The sequence below is a fragment of the Christiangramia forsetii KT0803 genome (assembly GCF_000060345.1).
GTDB classification, from domain to species: Bacteria; Bacteroidota; Bacteroidia; order Flavobacteriales; family Flavobacteriaceae; genus Christiangramia; species Christiangramia forsetii.
Window position 1 is genome coordinate 1270140 of the sequence record NC_008571.1, and the last position, 19114, is coordinate 1289253.

The window sequence follows — 19114 nt, forward strand, 5'->3', positions numbered from 1 at the left end:
TTAGAAAAACTAGGCAGCTGTTGTTACATTATAACTCTGCCATTCGGCTTTAAGTCATAAGTGCTTTTTTCACACCGTATTTGCCAATGTTGGCGTAGCTTTATAGGCCGTCCTAAAAGCAATCCGTTTACAGAAAATGGATTGGAAATAGTATAACAAAATGTAATGTCCCAAAATAGAAGAAATAGAAGAAAGAAAAAAGTTCAGAAACCATCTAAGAACAAAATCACAAAAAAAGATAAGGTGAAGGGGATTATCGCGCTTGTCCTTCTGATCATAGCTGCTTTTCTGCTTTACTTTTTTGTGTTAAAAGGGAATATCCATAAACATTAATTTCTATAAAAAATAAAATTATGATACATATTATTACAACAGGAGGAACCATTGAAGGCTTGGATTATGAAAACCCAGAAAATAAAACAGAGCAAAGCGAAATAGCGATTAGAGAATTTCTTGACCTGGCCAATGTCTCGTTTCCCTATATTATCGAAAGGGCATTTTCTAAGGATAGCCGATCAATTACCGATGAAGACAGGAATTTTTTGTTAAAAAAAATAAAAGCTTCCAATGCAGAAAAAATTTTAATAACCCATGGGACTTTTACTATGGAAGATACCGCGACTTATTTTGGAAAGGAAGAACTTAAAAAGACTATCGTCCTTGTCGGCTCCTTTATTTTAGGATCATCTGCAAACACCGATGCTTCATTCAATTTAGGCTATGCAATCTGCGCTTTACAATTTTTAAAACCTGATGTTTATGTGGTTATGAATGGCAGGATTTTTCATTGGAGCAATGTTACCAAAAATCTGGAATCAAACAAGTTTGAGCCTAAAAATGAATAAAAATGTTCGGCACCTCAATACATTGGACCACCTTTTTTTACCTGCTGATAGATACTTTTATTGTAGTTATTGCTACCATTGCAAACATTAATCTTAAGCACCTTAGTTTCCACAGATATATAATTCTCGGCCTCCTGTACATCGCTTACAATGCCACCGGGGGATTTTTGCCTATTGAAAATTTAACCGATCCACTTATTCTCCAGTACATTATTACTTATGGGGTTGCCATTGCATTATGCCTATATATGATTTATTACCTGTTCAAAGATTATGATATTATTTTATAAGAAAATCCAGGGGGTAAGCTTAAATAATCATTTGGATCGGGTATAATACCTTCCACAGCCTCTTGTTTACAAAATAGTTCTTCTGTATTACAGCTAGATAAAATTGAAAAACCTAAAGATGCCAGCACGGCATTTTTAATAAAGTTTCTTCTATTTGTTGTGGAAATAGATGTTTCAATTTTATTCATACTTCTAAAATTTGTATTTAAAGCCGATCAAATGATTCCCTTCAAAATTATCATAAGTTAATTCCATGTGCTCCTGTTGATACTCTGTCGTGAAGACTAAGTTGCTTCCCAAACCAATTGCTGTTCCGGCAAGAACATCCAGGATATCATGTTTCTTGGAATCTATACGACTTGCGGCTGTAAATCCCGCAAGAGCATAGGCAGGTATACTATATTTAAAACCATATCTTCTATGTATATATCCTGCACTATGAAAAACGGTAGAGGTATGTCCTGATGGGAAAGAATTATCATTACTCATATCTGGTCTTTGCTTATTTACCCCTAATTTTAAACCAAATGTGACTGCTTCTGTAAGTAATAGCCCCTTTGTAAATTGCCAGGCTCCTTCATTATCCCCCTTAATCAAGCTGGTTCCTAAAGTCGCAACAGGTAAAGCAATCAATATTACGTCACCTATTTTTTGTACTGTGCCAACTTGTGGAATGGTCTCACTTGTATCCTGAGCATAAGAAAACTGAGCAAATAGAAGACAGCAAACGATGATTACTGTCCAAAATGAAGATTTGAAATTTTGCAAATAGATAAGCATTAATTAGTAAAATTTAGATTTGAGTAAATGTTATCTATAGGCTTTTGATTTTCTCTGATAGCAAAGATGAACGAAAAGTCTTTTGAGAATCTAAAGAGATTCTAAAGGAAATCTAAAGTCTTAATTATTGTAAAAAATCGTCCATTTAGGATACTCCTTTTTTTGATCAAACGCATTTCTCAAGAATTGGATATTTTCGTTTAATTCCGATTTATTCCGAACTAAAAGAAAAGTATGTCGGGCTTTGGATAACTGTTTAAGATTAGCTATTACATCAGGAGTATTCACATCCCATAATTGTTTCCTCCAATCCTCATTATTCTGAAATTGAACTTCCCTATCTGTTGTTCTATGAGTGGATTGTAGTGTGATATATTCAGCATTAGAATAAAATGGAATAGAAGTAAGTAAATAGTCGTAAACCAAGATGGTTTTATCCTTCTCTTTTGAAATAGTATTGATGAAATTTGCCATATGTCGGGTAGAGTTAATTAATGGGCTATTTGTTTTTAAAATAGTGCTGGAAATTAAAAGTACAGCACCACTAAAAATAGCCCCAACTACTGCCGGTTTATATTTTTTATCATTTTCTATGAAATAGTGAACAGCGAAAGAAAATATAGTTACTAAAAAGGAGGTGATAATTGCTGAAGTATGAATATTAATAAACTCAAATTCAGAAAACCAGCAAATAAGAAGACCAATAAATAGTATGGTCAAAATTATCAAGTAAACCAGGCTTATGCATTTCTTACTTTCCTTGTCCAGGCTCTCTAATTGTTTGGCTATATAAATAACCATCATCCAAAATACAGGAAGGATATATAATATAAGCTTGGTACGAAATACTGAGAAAAGTAGAATTAACAGGCTACTGGATATCAATAAAACCAGAGATTGATTTTTTGTCTTATAAAGAGATTTCAGTTTAAATTTAAAAGTAGGAATACTTCCAACTAGCCAGGGGAGAAGTAAACCAAATATTATGGGAATAAAATACCAGAAAGGTTTAGCTCTTTCACTAAAAGAACTACCAGTCATTCTTCCCGCAATTTGTTTTTCAATAAAATAGTCCCAGAGCTTTGGATTTTCAACCACTAAAAGTAAAAACCAACTTGCTCCTATAGTTAAGCATATTAAAACACCAAATACATGATGTGTATTGATCTTAAAACCAGATTTACATATGATTTTATAGGTGAAGATATATACCAGAACAAATAAGAGTGCAACCGGACCTTTAGTCAAAAGTGACAACCCAAGTAGTATATAGAACAGATAGAGAAAAGGTAACTTTTTATTGCTGATGTAATACTGCCAGCTAAAAATAGCTGCCATGATAAAGGTGGTTAAATATGCATCTGTAGTAAGGTTTCGACTTGATATAAGAACAATAGGCATGGAGAAATAAATCAATCCGGAGAGAAAAGCAATTTTTCTACTTCTAAATAGTAAATGAGCTAAACCATAAATTAGAAGAAGCTGAATTACAATAGCAACTTGAAGAAAAAATCTAGCGCCAAATTCATTGATACCAAATATTTTATAGCCCAAAGAGGTAATATAATAGGTAATAGGTGGCTTATGAAAATGAAAAATCCCTAAAAGTTGTGGATTTAGATAGTCACCTGAAAGAAACATTTCACGACTGATTTCAGCATATCTGGCTTCACTACTTTCCGCAAGACCATAAGAACCTAAACCAATGATGAGACAAATAAATGCAAGACAAATAAATAATAGATAAAAGCGGTCAGTAGTATTTTTTAGGGTCACTCTTTGTAGTTTATTGCTACAAAAGTGGAACTGAAATCTTTTGAAAATTTAAACGAAATCTAAAGCAAACCTAAAGGATCTTAGATTCGGTTTTAAGGATCAAAATATTTCGAACGTATAGAAAAATGCCTAATGAATGACCTAAAAGTAACACAGGATCTTTCCTAAATATTGCATAAATAAGAATCATTAAAGAACCAAATAAGCTTAGGAACCAAAAACCCAAAGGCAGGGAAGAAACTTTCCGCTTTTCAGAATAAAACCATTGATAAACAAAGCGCAAAGTAAAAATCACTTGAGCTATAATACCTAATAACAAAAGCCAAAGCGGAATGTTATCATTCTGAAATAATTTAGCGCGATCATAAACATGGTTATTATAGCCAATATAAAGAATGATAAATGGAAAAATATATAAAAACCAACGCAGCATTTTCGGGAATTTCAGCCATTGATTTTGCAGATGCATATTGCGTATGTAAATGAAATAGGTCAGTATTTGGCCCAGCATGATGGCAAAATCATTGCGTAAATAACCATACATGAATAATAGAAAAGAAGCTATCAAACTCAGTTGCCAGAATAATACGGGGGTAAGCACCTTCTTTTGTTTTTCAGAAATTATCCATTGTAAAATAGAACGACCTGAAAATAATAATTGAGCAGAAAAACCAATAGTATAAATTAACCAACTACTCATGCTTTGTCTGCTATCTTATAATTGATATATTTTTTCTTCATCCATATATAGGCAATGCAATCTGCTAAAGGACCAAGCAGACGATTCCAGACACCAAATTTGCCTTTACCCGCAATCCTTGGAAAATGTTGCACTGGCACCTGTTTTACCGTTCCATTTTGAAGCAGAATCATTGCTGGTAAAAAGCGGTGTAAGCCTTGAAACATGGGGATACGTTTAGCATAATCAGCTTTTATGATCTTGAGCGGGCACCCGGTATCATCCATCCCGTCCTGAGTAAAGCTTCTACGAATACCGTTGGCTATTTTAGAGGACATATTTTTTATTAAACTATCTTTTCTGTTGGAGCGTACTCCTGTTACTAGGTCATAATCATCAATATATTCCAATAAAAGATTAAAGTCTTTTGGACTCGTTTGAAGATCTGAATCAATATATCCAACGAGCGAACTTTCAGCATGATCAAAACCTGCCTTAATAGCAGTGCTCAATCCATAATTCTTATCAAAATTGAGATAATTGAAAGTTTTGTTCTGGGTACATATTTGCTTAATAATCTGCAAGCTTGAATCTTTTGAACCATCATTTACAAATAAAACGGTGATTTTGAGCTTACATTGATCGATGTAGGACTGCAATTCTTTTTCTACTCTGGTCAGATTTTTTTCTTCGTTGTAAACAGGTACAATTATGGTGAGTGTATTTGGCATTCTTAGGCAGGAATTGTTAGCTTAATTTGCAATACTACGTTGTAAATCTAAAGTAATTTTTAAGTTTTACTGTTTTCACAACTATTGTTATAAAGCCTTGTGATAAAGGCTTTTTCTTCATTAATTTGAAGTAATTCAAATGAATATAAATGAAAATATTAGTAACCGGTGCAGCTGGTTTTATTGGTTCCCACCTTGCTGAAAAATTGCATTCTATGGGACATGAAGTAATTGGGATGGATAACTTTTCAGGTTACTATAACGTCCATTTAAAAAGGCAGAATGCCAACCAATTACGCAGTTTTGGAATTCCTATGATCGAGCAGGATATCTGCGTAGATTTTTTAGTTACAATTCTACCCAGAGATTTTGATTATGTTTTTCATTGTGCTGCGCAACCTGGAATCTCAAGTACTTCTACGTTTGAAGATTATCTAAATAATAACATCATTGCGACACATCATTTAACCGATTTTGCAAATCAACATCTTAATTTAAAGTTATTTATCAATATTGGGACTTCATCGATTTATGGTTCCGATGTATATTGTGATGAAGAACAAATGGCAAAACCGGTATCTAACTATGGGGTCACGAAACTTGCTGCTGAACAAATAGCCATGACCCATTCCCGACTTGGGAATTTTCCTGCCTGCTCTCTAAGGTTATATTCAGTTTATGGATCTCGGGAACGCCCGGATAAAATGTTCAGTCAGTTAATTAAATGTGGTTTGAATGGGAGAGAGTTCCCTTTATTTTTAGGTAGCCTCACTCATAAACGCAGTTTTACGCATATTAAAGATATTGTTGAAGGAATTGTAAGTGTAATAGGTAAGGAGAAGCTATGTGATGGGCAGATAATTAATCTTGGAACTGATAAAGAATACACTACAGAGGAAGGTATGCAGGTTGTTGAAAAATTACTCAAAACCAAAATTCAGAGTAAGGAAAAACCCGCTCGTAGTGGCGATCAATTGCGTACGAAAGCAGTTATTATTAAAGCAAGAGATTTACTTAATTATAATCCCACGGTGCTTCTTGAAGAAGGAGTGCAGGAACAGATCGATTGGTTTAAAAGTCAATGAAAATGCCCGATCCTAAATAATAGTATCGAGCATTTCAAACTAACCAATCAATTATGAAAACTAACACTTAATCTTTGTCTTCCTCTTCTTCCATTTGCTTTTTTATAATAGTACCGCTACTATCAAGAGTAACTTCCATTTCTATCTTCCCTTTTTCAATTTCAAATTCATAGAAAGACCCTTTAGAAGTTTCAGATATTTCAACTTCTTCTATCTCATATCCTGGAAAGTTTGACTTTAACGAGGATAAAATATTCTGTGTAACGTCGTTGGTTTTCATTTCGTGCTCGGTTTCCTGCCAAGTGCCATTTGCTAAGAAATTAGCTGAATATTCAACATTGTTCATTTTAAATTCAGCTTCCCATTCGGTTTCATTTTCTTTTTCCCATTCCACCTTTTTTGCTGTGGGAAATTTTTTTGCAAAAGCGTTTTTAACGACCTGAGGAACTTTATCCTTATTTTCTGAAGTGAATGCTATGGTAGTCATTGCCACTACAACCATTCCTACCCCTAAAATTAATTTTTTCATATGTACTAATTATTTATAATTATAATGTAAATCTACAGGGCAAATCTCAAGCTGGCTTTAAGCAAATCTAAAGAGATTCCTTCATCATCTTCTGATGATGTTTTTTATGTGAAATATAAATTAGAATGGAAATCAGCACAATTGAGATTAAAGAAGCAGGTAGTGTTCCCAAATCCATACCTCCATTATCCCGAGGTTTGGTAAGAAAATCACCGAAGGTTGCCCCAAAAGGTCTGGTAAATACAAAAGCTATCCAAAACAGAAAAATCTGGTTGAGCTTAGTAAAGTAGTGCAAGAGAATTACAACTGCGATAATTGAAGCGGTTATAAGTGCTCCCTGCAAATAGCTTAGTCCCGCCACATCTCCGAGATAATCGCCAAAGGCCGTTCCTAAACTATTTGAAAAAAGTACGGCCGTCCAAAAAAATAGTTCCTTTTTCTTCTCAAAAATGGGATAGACTTGTAGGTTTTTATAGTTGCTATACCATATTAATAGTATTGCCAGGAGGCCAGTAAATAAAATCAAACTACCGTAAGTATATCCAAGGCCCAGACTCCTATCCATGAAATCTGAAATTTCGGTCCCCAGGGTTGTGGTAGCAATAATTACAAGCCAAAAGTACAGCGGAATATACTTCTTAGCATAAAGCTGAATAACCAATACCACAACAAAGAATATTAGTGTAATAAGAATACCCAAAGTATATCCGAGTGCTAAAGTCTGTGCGATATAATCACCTAAAGTTTCGCCCAATGTGGTAGCGATAATTTTCATAATCCAGAACAATACAGTTATTTCTGCAACTTTGTTTAAAATGATTTTTTCCATTTTTTAAGTCTGTTTAAATAATGGAATTAAATTACTACGTAATTCTAATGGAATCTTAAAGTTATGGATATTAGAGTTTTGTGCCTGACAAAGGAAGGATGATTTGCAATACGATACTTCGAATGCGCTCGGCACAAGTTCGTAAGGATGATCCTTCCTTTTCAGGGCTTTTATTCAGGTATCGTACCTTAAATAATGGCTAATTCAAATAAAGATTGTCTTACCTAAAAAGTAGTTTTAGCCAATAAGCCCTGATTTATAAATTAATGTATTCTTTAATACTGAAATCTAAGGAGGTAATCTAAAGTAAACTTTAAGTAAAAGTTATATCTACTAAAAGATTAAAAAATTTAAGTTTCAAATATCAAAATTTATAGTTGAAACCAAGTCTTACAATTTGAGTCTCATAATAATTTTCATACAGAGCCGTAAAATCCTGACCGTTGATCTTTTGTCTCAAACCAAATTTGTTGAACAGATCTGATGCAGATAAAGTGATCTCACCTTTTTTATCCCAAATTGATTTTTTAAAACCTACATCAATAGAAGAACGAGCGAGCTCTTCTCCCTGGGGAATGTTTCGGGCACTGTACCAAAGCCCCGTAATTTGAGCTTCCAGTTCCCAAGGAAAAGTAAACGTATTGGTTATCTTAAAATCCCCAGCGGTATCTTTAGACTCTTCTATGAAAAATGGTCGCTCAAAAGGAAACAATAAAGTTCCCTGAAAATCATCAATACCATTTCTATAAATATTTAAACTTGAGTTTAGTTTCCAATAATCGGCAATTTCCTGACTTAATAATAATTCAATACCGGTGTTGGTGCTATGCCCTGTATTTTGATAAATTCTATTTACGATATCGTATTGTGGATTACTGTCATCAATACTGAAAATGCGTTGGTACGCCGCATCAATTTCACGGTGATACATCGCAGAAAATAAGGATCCCGAACTCCAAGAATAACGATGCGCCAATTCGAAACTATTGGTAAATTGTGGTCGTAAATAAGGATTTCCCACTTTAAGCAGTTCCGGGTCGTCATATTTTGGGAAAATACGTAACTCGGGTTCTCCTGGCCGGTCGATACGACGGTTGTAAAAAGCGGAAAGTTTGTTTTTGTTATTTAGTTTATAGGTAAAGCGTACACTGGGAAATAATTCAAAATAATTATATTTATCGTTTGTTTCATAATAAATGTTTTCCGGATCAAGCTCGTAGGAAACTTCAGTATGTTCAGCCCTTAAGCCAGCTTCTATGTCAAAATTTTCTTTTTCCAGCAGGTAATTTCCGTAGGCAGCAAAAAGATTTTCTCTCCATTCTGAAAAATCGCCCAGACTGGGATATATAATACTTTGGTTCCCACGTTCTATAGTATAATCCACAGGAAGTCTTCTAAAGCGAGCTTTTGCACCCAATTCTATCCTTCCATTGCTTAGCGCCCTCGCATAATCTGTAGAAAAACTGCTAGTATGCTCAATGGCCCTAATATTTGTCATGTCCCGACCTATACGAACCGTAGAACTATCGTTTAAAAAATAACTTTCATCTTCCAATCCCCGCGTATATTGAGCATTTACGGAGAGTTTATGACCTGGTTGCTTAAATTTATGCTCATAATTAACAGCCGCATGGATAAAACTGGTCACCTCATCTTCCTTCCAAGTATATAAACGGTTACGCACATTATTGTCTAAATTGATAAATGCCACTTGAGAAGTGTCAATGTGTTTCTCCCGATCAAACATTCCTGAAAAAGTAATGTTGTCATTTTCTGAAATTTCATAGTCAACACCTCCGGTTATAATGCTTCGAAATTGTCTGCGGTTTTCCGGAACTTGGGAGATGATGTTTCTGCCATCGTCATAATATCTAGTAGTAAATTCATTATTTGGTAAAGCTTCCTGTAGAATAATTTCTGTTTGCAGAAAATAATTCAGTTTTTCGGTACGGTAATTAAGATTCAGGCTGGGAATAAGTTTGGGGTTGATCGAGTAGCTGCCAAAATCTGTGGGGGTGTCTTTTTTTCTCTTAGACAAAACACCTAAACCAGAAGATACTCCCAAATCACCATTAAGCCCTTTTTGCTTTTCCTCCTTATAAATGATATTGACGATTCCCGCAAATCCATTGGCGTCATACTTTGCCGATGGATTATTGATGATTTCGATACGTTCAATATTAGCCGCGGGAATATTAGAAAGGCCTTTTTGATTACCAAACCCGGTTAAACTGGACTGTTTTCCATCAATGAGCACCACTACTTTATCACTTCCGCGAAGCACCACTTTTCCTTCCTGGTCAAAAGTTACTCCAGGCATAGTTTTCATGGCATCTAGTACAGATCCGCCAGATTGTGCTACATTATCATCAAGGCTAAAAGATTTTTTGTCAAGATCTGAAGAGACTGTTGTTCGTTTTGCAACAATAGCTACTTCATCCAGCGATTCTGAAGAAGCGGCAAGCTCAATTTTTCCCAAATCAAAAATAGGGTTAAGTCCACCGGCAGTTATTTTTCTTTCTAGCGTTTCAAAACCTACAAATGATATTTTCAGTAGATAATTTCCGGTAGGCAGTTCTACCGTAAACTGGCCAGATTCATTGGTTACGGTACCTGTTACTATGTTTAGACTAGTTGCATCAAAAATAGATACGGTAACAAAGGGGAGTGTTTCCTGCGTATCTTGTTCTATTACCTGGCCTGTAACAGTAATACCCTGGCCTACGGCAATGGTTGAAATAAATAAGAAAAATAAAAGAAGAGTTTCTTTCTTCAGGCATACTTTCATCAGCTGAATTTTGCGTGAAAGTAGTGGTGCGATCTAAAGGAAATTTAAAGTTTTAGACTTAAAAAATTTCAAGTATCAAATTCAATCTGGAAAATATGTTTTTTACTGCTTTCATGAAATCTATAGGAAGGTAAAAACCCATAAAAGTCACAAATCTTCTTCACTATGGAAAGACCCAGACCTGTGGAATCTGGTTTTTTACTTTCTTTGTAAAAACGATCAAAAATATATTCTGGATTACTTAGGCCTTCAGTTCCGGCGTTGATAACTTGAACATGGTTCTTTTCGATAACCACACTGATAGGCTGGTTTCCAAAATTGTGTTTTATAGCATTGGTCAATAGATTATTAAATAGTATAGAAGCGAGCGCTTTGTCCATAATAGCAGTTATTTCATCCTTTCCATTAAGGGCTATCCTGGTCTGAGTGATCTCAGTAAAATTATCAATTGACTGTTTAAGAGTTTCATTTATCGAAATATTCTCATCTGCGGTAAACTGATTATTATCAATTTTGGCAAGTAATATCAACCGATTGTTCAGTTGTTTAAGTCTTTGTATATCAAACTGAAGTGAGCTAAGCTGCTCATATTGTTTTTCGTTTATATTTTGTTGATCAAAGAGCGTTTCTATTTTAGCTTGCATAATTGCAAGTGGTGTCTGCATTTCATGAGAGACATCCTCGGTAAATTGTTTTAAATTTCGATAGTCGGCCTGAACTTTTGAAGTTAATGCCAGCATTTGCTTGTTCAGTTCATCAAACTCAACAATATCTGAATCATTAAGTTCTAAAGGTTTATCAGACTTTAAAGAGAAACTTTTTAAGCGTTCCAAATTCACAAAAAATGGTTGCCATAGTTTTTCATTACGGGATTTATTCAGATAAAAAAGGAAAATAAAAGCTAGGAAAATTATTGACAGGAATGTGAGGACAATTGCAGAAAGAATATCTTCAGATTCAATAACCATTGCCCGGACCGTTATTTTATACTCTTGACCATTAATATTCCTGGTACCAGATAATTGCCTGAAAAGTTCTACTTCATCCTGAAGCGGATCAAAAATAAGTGTGTCAATAAGAACATTTTCTTCTGAAATTTCAGTTTTTTCAGCCATCATGATTGGCGGGATTCCCACGAGATCAGGATTGTTTTTCAGCAAACGCTCTACCCGGTCTTTATTGGAATAGAGCTCTTCTTCAATTTCATTCTCCAAAAGCGATTTGGTATATATGAAAAGAACAATACCTGAGAGTATCATTATCACAATACTGGTAATTAGAAAAGTCTTGGAAGCTTTTCTTAATAGTTTTGTTTTATTTGGGGTTGAATTTTTAATCTGCGATAAATTTATAACCACTTCCGTAGGCCGTTTGGATATATTTTGCTCCTTCTTTAGTAAGTTTTTTTCTCAAATTATTGATGTGCACATAAATAAAATCAAAATTATCTAACAAGTCACTATCGTCTCCCCAAAGATGTTCTGCAATAATTGCTTTTGATAGAACTCTTCCCTGATTGGTGATAAAGAATAAAAGAAGATCATACTCCTTTCTTGTAAGTGTAATAGCTTTCCCATTTACATAGGCACTACGGGCCATAGTGTCCAACTTAATTTCCTGAAAATTTATAGTGTTATCTCCACCAAATTGCCCACGTCTTAGGACTGCTTTTATGCGTGAATTTAGTTCGGCAAGATGAAAAGGCTTAGTGATGTAATCATCTGCACCCAAATCCAATCCTTCTAATTTATTATCTAATGAACTGTTTGCTGAAATAATAATCACGCCACATTTTTTTTGTTGCTTTTTGAGTTTTTTGAGTAGATCGAGTCCGCTCCCAGTAACTAGGTTAATATCCAGGATAACAATATCGTACTCATAGAGTTCTAATTTTTCTGAAGCTTCGTGATAATCTGATGCGGTTTCACACACATTAGCTTCATGACTCAAATAAGTGGCGATAGATTGCTGTAATTCTTTTTCATCCTCGGCAATTAGATATTTCATTATTAAAAAGTTAAGGGAATAAAGGTAGAGGTTGATTCTAAAGAAATATTAAAGTAAATATAGAAAATTCAATTTGTCTTTAGATTCGAATCCTAATTTGCACGTTAATTATAATTTATTCATTTTGAACTATGCGAAAACAACTTTTTAGCGTATTAAGAAAGATAAAAGAAATTCTTTCAAATAAATTTAGACAATACGATCACAAGCTTCCCTATATTATAACTACTTTAATTACTGCTATCATTGTAATAGGGGGGATCAAATTATTTATAGAGCTTACTGAATTTTTAAAATCTGATGTTTTAGCGAATTATGATACCGCAGTCACTAATTTTTTTATAGATTTTCGATCTCGTGCAATAACTACTGTTTTTACATTTATAACCAATTTTGGGGATACACTTGGATATGTGATTATGTTTAGTTTAAGTGCTATTTTCTTTTATTGGATTTTAAAAAGTTGGAAATATGTAGCTCAAATTGCCTTGGTAATGATTCTTGCTCTGGGTTCTAATTTACTTTTAAAAAAAACAATAGATAGACCTAGACCTGTTTCAGAACATCTGGTTAAAGTAGAAACGCTTAGTTTTCCTAGTGGCCATGCTACTATGGCGATGGCATTCTATGGATTTATAATATATCTCATCTTCAGTTTACCGATAAATAAATTCATTAAGTTTTTTCTGATCACAATTTTCGCAATTTTAATCCTCGGGATTGGATTAAGCCGGATTTATCTTGGAGTACATTATCCTTCAGACGTATTTGGCGGGTTCATTGCGGGGTTTATATGGGTCGTTTTTTGTGTAATGATATTTAATTTGATTAAAATTTTTAGCAGAGATCCTGAAACTTAAAATCATTATTTCTAATATACTTATTCATTTTTCTAATTCTAACTTAAAGTAATGCTTAGAGATAACTTTATTATACTGGAAATAATTAGTTAGCTGCAATTTGAGTTATTAGAATTTATTCTCCTTCCGTTTTGTTTTTCATTTTATCGTTTTCCATTTACCTACCTGACCGATACTGTACCTTCCTTTTTATCAATGCAAAATACCAGCATATAAAAGTTAGCCGGACTGCATAAGCCGATTGACTGCGTCTGCCCTTTTATAAGTCCTCTCTAATTCTATATGCTGAAAATGGATCAGCATCAAAAAAGAAAAGCTCCGGATATAATAAGTAAATCAATTAGAAATCTTTAAAACTTTAATGATGAGAACGCTTAGAAACAAAGTTCAGTTAATCGGAAATGTGGGGCAGACCCCCGAAATTAAAAATTTTGAAAGTGGAAAAAAACTAGCCACTTTCTCCATTGCAACCAATGAATTTTACAAAAATTCTAACGGAGAAAAAGTACAGGAAACCCAATGGCATAATATTGTGGTATGGGGGAAAATCACTGAGATTGTAGAGAAATATGTAGGAACCGGAAAAGAAATTGCCATCGAAGGTAAATTGACTAATCGCTCCTATGAAACCAAAGAAGGAGAGAAGCGATATGTTACCGAAGTCGTAGCCAGTGAAATTCTTTTGTTAGGCGTAAAGAACGACAATAATTCAGCCGAGTAATTTTAAAATAAAGAGGGCGGGTACTTGTTCACGGTAACGCCCTCTTTTTTCAATTTCAACCCTTTAAATAAGATTCAAATGAAAACGAAAGTTAATGAAATATCGATAAAATATCAGGGAAATTTTAAAATCTCTCAGGCGCCTAAAATAACTTCTTCAGTAAGCGCTGCGGAACTATTATACAATGAAAGGAATAAAGATCAGATCGGTCTGCAGGAATGTTTTAAAGTAATGCTACTTAATAACGGCAATAAAGTGAAGGGCATTTTTGAAGTTTTTACCGGTGGAATTACAGGTACTTTGGTAGATCTGCGTATCCTTTTTGCCGTGGTATTAAAGTCATTAAGCGTAAATTTGATAATTGCACATTATGTAAAGTAAATTATTATGTAAAGTGAAGCTGCTAAACCCCCATTATTGTTAGAAAGTATTTAAAATTACTTTACATAATAATATCTCATTTTCAGTTTAAATTCATTGTGCAATCATTTATTTAGTGAAATTATTCACATTCAAGATAATTGTATTATGAACAAACAAATCAAAGAATTCCATGAGTTAATGTCTAAAGCGGGTGATTATCTCGAGTCCGAACTATCTTATTCATTAAGTACTATAGCCAGATATAGGTGGGGCTGGAAAGAGATCAAGAATTACATGGTTTTAAACGATATTGAACGTTATGACCAAAAGGTAGAGAATTCATTACTCCAGAATAAGCTCGGTGGACGCAGTATCCCAAAACTGTCAGAGAATGAAAGATATATCTATCATGGAGCCAGGATGTTGACTGAATTCAAGAATACAGGTATTATAACCGCACCTGCTCGGAGTCAGCGCAAAGAAGACCCAATCGTTTTTGGTGGAGCAATCGGAAGAGCAATTACCGGATTTTTGGAGCATAAAAGACTAAAAGAAAGATTGACCGTATCAACTTTATATGGTTATAGGAAAAACCTTTTCCCCTTCCTGCAATATTGCAATAAAAATAGCATTGGTTCCATGGGGGATATCGATCAAGCTTTTATCCTCGGATATCTAAATCAACTGGATTGTCGAAAAAAGACCGTGGTACAAGTTACTATTCTAGCACTCCGCAGTTTTATGAAATATGCTTATCAGCAGAAGTTGTTGGCTATTGATTATTCCAGTAAGATACCCAGATACAGGGCTGTCGATCAACCTAAGTTACCTTCGACATATTCTAAAGAGGAAATTGAAAAGCTGATTGTATCTGTCGATAGATCTAACCCACAGGGAAAACGCAATTATGCTATTATTCTTTTTGCAGCTAGATTGGGGCTTCGAGCATCTGATATCTCAAGATTGAAGTTCACGGAACTACATTGGGATACCAGTACTATAGAAATAAAACAAGTCAAGACAGGGAAAGAATTGGTGCTCCCGATATTGCCTGATGTTGGTAATGCCTTGATTGATTATCTGAAATATGGCAGACCAAAATCTGAGAGCCCGTTTGTATTCTTGATAGCAAAGGCACCTTATGCCCAATTCCATACTAGCCAAGTAGTTACCCATGTTGTGCAAAGAGCTTATAGAAAAGCAGGAATCGATATTAAAGGCAGGAAGTTTGGACCTCATTCCCTGCGCCATAGTCTGGGCTTCAGAATGCTGGAAGAAAGTACTGCCCTTCCCATTATCTCAGAAGTTTTTGGCCATAAAAGCACAGAATCCACCAGGTACTATCTCCGGATCGATCTTAAATCGATGAGGCAATGTATGCTCGATGTACCTCCTGTACCTACCAATTTTTATGAGCAGAAAGGAGGGGTTTTTTATGAATAAGCTATACAATAGTAAATATGGCCCTTATATAGGACAGTACATCGATCTGAAGAGAAAACTAGGGTTTAAGTATACAACAGGTGAATTCATTTTATCCAAAATCGATACTTTGGCCGACCAAAGGGAGGAAACCACATCGGGAATCACAAAAGATTTTACAAGGTTATGGAGTGAAAGGCGCCCCAACGAATCCGAGTTTTATCGCTATACAAGAATAAGCCATCTTGTACAGTTCTCCTCTTACCTATGTGATCTGGGAATACCATCATATGTTCCTAGATTACCGCGCTTCCCAAAAAATACATTTATCCCCTACATCTATTCGCAGAAAGAGATTCATCTACTGTTCAAGGTCTGTGATGAATTAAGAATAGGCATGCTAAATAAGAATTCCTGTATGATTTGTATGCCCACGCTGATTAGGCTACTTTACTGTACTGGAATCCGTATGGGAGAGGCCATTGCTCTAAAAGATGAAGATGTCAATCTGGAAGAAGGTTATTTATTGGTGAGGGATTCTAAGAACGGAAAACAAAGGATCATACCTATCTCACAATCCCTGGTATCTGTTTGCCGGGAATATCTAGAATATAGGAATCTACTTCCTTCTAGAAAAACAAGTTCCGGCTACTTCTTTGTCAAGGTCAATGGGCACAAGTGTGGTCAATCCGTAAGGGCATGGTTCAAAAAATGTCTTGACAGAGCAGGGATACCGGGCAGCGCACGCCTACATGATCTCAGGCACACCTTCGCCGTCACCTCGCTTGCTCAAATGGCAGAATCGGGTATCGATCTTTATGCCTCACTGCCGATACTCTCGAACTATCTGGGACACCAGTCCATCGGTGCGACCAACCATTATGTTAGATTAACCAGTAATATGTATCCAAACCTGATCAATGATATAGATGCAATATGTTTGGACGTATTCCCTAAATTCAAGAATTATGAAGCCAACTGATTTTTCAAAGTATATATCCGATTTTATTATAAGGTATCTTCCTGACGAAAGAGGTGCAAGTGTTAATACCATTACTGCTTACAGGGATACATTCGTCTTGCTGCTAGATTTTATTGAAAAAGAGAAGCTCTTGAAGGTAGAAAAACTGACCCTTGCAAAGATCAAAAAGGAAACGATCATAGAATTCCTTGATTGGATACAAAAAGAACGGAAATGTAGCGATTCGACTCGAAATATGCGTTTGGCAGCGATCCATTCCTTTTATAGATACTTGCAGTACGAAAACCTGGACAATCTCCACGAATGCCAAAAGGTTCTGTCCATCAGGTCCAAGAAAACCCGAAAGGAAAGCATAACCTATCTTTCAATCGAAGGGATAAGGTTACTTCTGCAACAGCCCGATACAACAACCACTAGAGGAAGGCGTGATCTGGCTTTGCTGTCCCTGACCTATGATACCGGTGCGAGAGTTCAGGAAATCATAGATCTGACGCCTTCTAGGTTAAGACTGGGAAAGCCTCCTGTAATCAAGATCATCGGTAAGGGGAACCGGGTACGGCTTGTTCCAATGTTAGACGCGCAGATCATACACCTTAAAAATTATATGGAAGAACATCGATTGGACCAGCCCACCGCCAATATACATCCTCTTTTCTTTAATAGCAGAAAGGAAAAATTTACGCGTGCCGGAATCAACCATATCCTCCATAAATATATGGATATGGCCAGAAAAGCAGACAACACATTGATCCCCGACAAGGCTAGTTGCCATTCTTTTAGACATTCCAAGGCCATGCACTTGTTGCAGGCTGGTGTGAATCTCGTATATATCCGAGATATTTTGGGGCATGTATCCGTTCAGACCACAGAGATTTATGCCAGGGCCGATTCCAGACAAAAGCGCAAAGCCTTGGAAAATGCATACGTGGATATCAATCCAGATGAGGAACCTGTATGGACAAAAAATGAGAATTTGATTAGTTGGCTGAAAAGATTCTAATATTATTATGTAAAGTAATTTTATAAATACTTCAATATTTATGGGGTACTCAAAGGATTACTTTACATAATAATTTACTTTACATAATGAGCATTATGTAAAGCTTTGCATAAAGCGCATAATCATCCGTCGGGAACTTTAAAGCCCAGCGAAACAGATAAACGCCTGACTGAAAAAATTAGGAAAGCGGGAGAACTTTTAGATATTAAAATCCTGGACCATTTAATCCTGACCCCCGATGGTGATTATTTTAGTTTCGCAGATAGTGGAATCCTTTAAACCAAAAAGTTATGATATATCTAAATTATTCAAACTTAAATAAGGAAGCACAGAAACGACTTCTGAAAAATTCCAAAAGGGATGTAGAACTAAATCTGGTGATGATATTAGAAGATATGCAAAAGAACATGGTTTCAATTTTAAACGGCTTATCGAAGAGGAAGCGATACGAAATATGTATAATAACACCTATGTTTTTAATATCTGAATTCGACCAAATAGAATTACAAACATCTCTGAAATACCAGAGATGTTTTTTTTATGCTTTGAAAATTTCATTTAGTAAAAAAACCTTATCTTTAAAAGGCTGATCTTCAGCATTTATTTTTACGGATAGTGAGCCTATTATTTTGACTTTCGCTGCTTACTATATCCATCAATTTATTTCACAAGGAATCTTGAATTCTAAGAAAATGGAAATTGGCGTTTAGCCTGTATTGTATGAATTTTTTGTCCGCCTGGCGGACAAAAAGGGGGAATAGCAAGAGGATAACACGCAGAGCGATGTTATAAATCCACAAAAACCATATAACTATTGATGTTCAATTAATTAAAGTTATTTTTTTTGACGCAAATCGACTGGGAACCCACCCCAGTAAAACGTTAATATTTTGCGGCAAAAACTTGAAAATCTTTTCAATTATGGACAATTTTGCAACTATCCGCATCAAGAAAAAAACTGCACGTCGATTTCGTGAATATTCAAAATTTGTAGCTAAATCACATACAGAATCTGTAGATGTGATTTTAGCTTTTTTTTGAAAAAAACCAAATTTCTCCACACGAAGATCTAGGACCTAAATTTGAAAGTCTGGAAAAGATTATTTCAAAAGGAATAAATTCTATAATAGCAATCATTAAGAATATAGAAAGCAGCTGTGCTGATGCCATATTCACGGCTGATCTCAGCAGCAGTTTTACCATTATCGCATTCTTTAAGGATCTTAGAGATCTTCTGAGGGGAAAATTTACTTTTTTTCATACTGTTTAAAATTAAGAATTATTCTACTTTTAAACAGTTCGGTTTTAAGGGAAGCTTACACATTCATTGGTATCCTATAATTTCTCCATCTAATTATGGAATAACAATTTAAACAGCTGCCAAAAAAGGTATGGAAGAAAAGGTATAATTTTAGAAACCACGAAAG

Annotated in this window: 20 protein-coding genes and 2 pseudogenes; 11 read left to right on the plus strand and 11 right to left on the minus strand. The window is 35.0% G+C overall.

Annotated elements, in window-relative coordinates; translation table 11 throughout:
* Positions 1-353 precede the first annotated feature (353 nt).
* On the plus strand, positions 354-845 hold the full coding sequence (locus tag GFO_RS05665) for an asparaginase domain-containing protein (protein WP_011709103.1): 492 nt from the start codon (positions 354-356) through the stop codon (positions 843-845).
* 2 nt (positions 846-847) lie between these two features.
* Positions 848-1135, plus strand: a complete 288-nt coding sequence (locus GFO_RS05670) for a hypothetical protein (protein WP_011709104.1) — start codon at positions 848-850, stop codon at positions 1133-1135.
* Here the strand turns inward: GFO_RS05670 and GFO_RS05675 are convergent.
* From GFO_RS05675 to GFO_RS05695, 5 genes are all read right to left on the minus strand, one after another.
* Positions 1117-1323 (minus strand): hypothetical protein, encoded by a 207-nt coding sequence (locus GFO_RS05675; protein WP_011709105.1) that lies wholly within the window; start codon positions 1321-1323, stop codon positions 1117-1119. The two genes, GFO_RS05670 and GFO_RS05675, sit on opposite strands and share 19 nt — an antisense overlap.
* Positions 1324-1327: 4 nt before the next feature.
* Positions 1328-1915 carry a phosphatase PAP2 family protein gene (locus GFO_RS05680; protein ID WP_011709106.1) on the minus strand — a complete coding sequence of 196 codons (588 nt, stop codon included), beginning with the start codon at positions 1913-1915 and terminating at the stop codon, positions 1328-1330.
* Positions 1916-2035: 120 nt separating this feature from the next.
* Positions 2036-3691: an ArnT family glycosyltransferase gene (locus tag GFO_RS05685; protein ID WP_011709107.1), complete on the minus strand. Its 1656-nt coding sequence runs from the start codon at positions 3689-3691 to the stop codon at positions 2036-2038.
* Between the two features lie 70 nt (positions 3692-3761).
* A complete protein-coding gene (locus GFO_RS05690; protein ID WP_011709108.1) occupies positions 3762-4391 on the minus strand; it encodes a lipid-A-disaccharide synthase N-terminal domain-containing protein in 630 nt (209 codons plus the stop codon).
* Positions 4388-5101: a glycosyltransferase family 2 protein gene (locus GFO_RS05695; RefSeq protein WP_011709109.1), complete on the minus strand. Its 714-nt coding sequence runs from the start codon at positions 5099-5101 to the stop codon at positions 4388-4390. The genes GFO_RS05690 and GFO_RS05695 overlap by 4 nt, the downstream gene beginning before the upstream one ends.
* A 149-nt stretch (positions 5102-5250) precedes the next feature.
* Between GFO_RS05695 and GFO_RS05700 the strand changes: the two genes are divergently transcribed.
* The gene (locus GFO_RS05700; protein ID WP_011709110.1) at positions 5251-6186 is read left to right on the plus strand and encodes an NAD-dependent epimerase/dehydratase family protein; all 936 of its coding nucleotides are present in this window, start codon (positions 5251-5253) and stop codon (positions 6184-6186) included.
* A 67-nt stretch (positions 6187-6253) separates the two neighbouring features.
* Here the strand turns inward: GFO_RS05700 and GFO_RS05705 are convergent, their stop codons facing one another.
* The 5 genes from GFO_RS05705 to GFO_RS05725 all read right to left on the minus strand — a co-directional run bounded on the left by GFO_RS05705 (position 6254) and on the right by GFO_RS05725 (position 12339).
* Positions 6254-6715, minus strand: a complete 462-nt coding sequence (locus tag GFO_RS05705) for a PepSY-like domain-containing protein (RefSeq protein ID WP_011709111.1) — start codon at positions 6713-6715, stop codon at positions 6254-6256.
* 67 nt (positions 6716-6782) lie between these two features.
* On the minus strand, positions 6783-7544 hold the full coding sequence (locus GFO_RS05710; RefSeq protein WP_011709112.1) for a COG4705 family protein: 762 nt from the start codon (positions 7542-7544) through the stop codon (positions 6783-6785).
* Between the two features lie 364 nt (positions 7545-7908).
* Complete coding sequence (locus GFO_RS05715) at positions 7909-10332, minus strand: TonB-dependent receptor (protein WP_011709113.1); 2424 nt, start codon at positions 10330-10332, stop codon at positions 7909-7911.
* Between the two features lie 68 nt (positions 10333-10400).
* Positions 10401-11690 carry a sensor histidine kinase gene (locus GFO_RS05720; protein ID WP_444542122.1) on the minus strand — a complete coding sequence of 430 codons (1290 nt, stop codon included), beginning with the start codon at positions 11688-11690 and terminating at the stop codon, positions 10401-10403.
* Entirely contained in the window at positions 11665-12339 is a 675-nt protein-coding gene (locus tag GFO_RS05725; protein ID WP_011709115.1) for a response regulator transcription factor, read from the minus strand. The genes GFO_RS05720 and GFO_RS05725 overlap by 26 nt, the downstream gene beginning before the upstream one ends.
* Positions 12340-12470: 131 nt before the next feature.
* Here GFO_RS05725 and GFO_RS05730 point away from each other — a divergent pair, with 131 nt between their 5' ends.
* From GFO_RS05730 to GFO_RS18125, 8 genes and pseudogenes are all read left to right on the plus strand, one after another.
* Positions 12471-13199, plus strand: coding sequence for a phosphatase PAP2 family protein (locus GFO_RS05730; RefSeq protein ID WP_011709116.1), 729 nt, complete (start codon positions 12471-12473; stop codon positions 13197-13199).
* A 364-nt stretch (positions 13200-13563) separates the two neighbouring features.
* Positions 13564-13920: a single-stranded DNA-binding protein gene (locus GFO_RS05735; protein WP_041250022.1), complete on the plus strand. Its 357-nt coding sequence runs from the start codon at positions 13564-13566 to the stop codon at positions 13918-13920.
* Between the two features lie 78 nt (positions 13921-13998).
* Positions 13999-14301: a JAB domain-containing protein gene (locus GFO_RS05740; RefSeq protein ID WP_041250023.1), complete on the plus strand. Its 303-nt coding sequence runs from the start codon at positions 13999-14001 to the stop codon at positions 14299-14301.
* A 147-nt stretch (positions 14302-14448) separates the two neighbouring features.
* Positions 14449-15726, plus strand: coding sequence for a tyrosine-type recombinase/integrase (locus GFO_RS05745; protein ID WP_011709119.1), 1278 nt, complete (start codon positions 14449-14451; stop codon positions 15724-15726).
* Entirely contained in the window at positions 15695-16687 is a 993-nt protein-coding gene (locus tag GFO_RS05750; protein WP_011709120.1) for a tyrosine-type recombinase/integrase, read from the plus strand. Before GFO_RS05745 ends, GFO_RS05750 begins: the two co-directional genes overlap by 32 nt.
* Complete coding sequence (locus GFO_RS05755; RefSeq protein WP_232501936.1) at positions 16635-17687, plus strand: site-specific integrase; 1053 nt, start codon at positions 16635-16637, stop codon at positions 17685-17687. The genes GFO_RS05750 and GFO_RS05755 overlap by 53 nt, the downstream gene beginning before the upstream one ends.
* A 111-nt stretch (positions 17688-17798) precedes the next feature.
* Positions 17799-17966 (plus strand): annotated as a pseudogene (locus GFO_RS05760) (JAB domain-containing protein); the annotation flags it as partial.
* Positions 17967-18608: 642 nt separating this feature from the next.
* Positions 18609-18728 carry a BfmA/BtgA family mobilization protein gene (locus GFO_RS18125; RefSeq protein ID WP_367183336.1) on the plus strand — a complete coding sequence of 40 codons (120 nt, stop codon included), beginning with the start codon at positions 18609-18611 and terminating at the stop codon, positions 18726-18728.
* A gap of 103 nt (positions 18729-18831) precedes the next feature.
* Here GFO_RS18125 and GFO_RS17645 read toward each other — a convergent pair.
* Positions 18832-18948 (minus strand): annotated as a pseudogene (locus GFO_RS17645) (transposase); the annotation flags it as partial.
* Positions 18949-19114 lie beyond the last annotated feature (166 nt).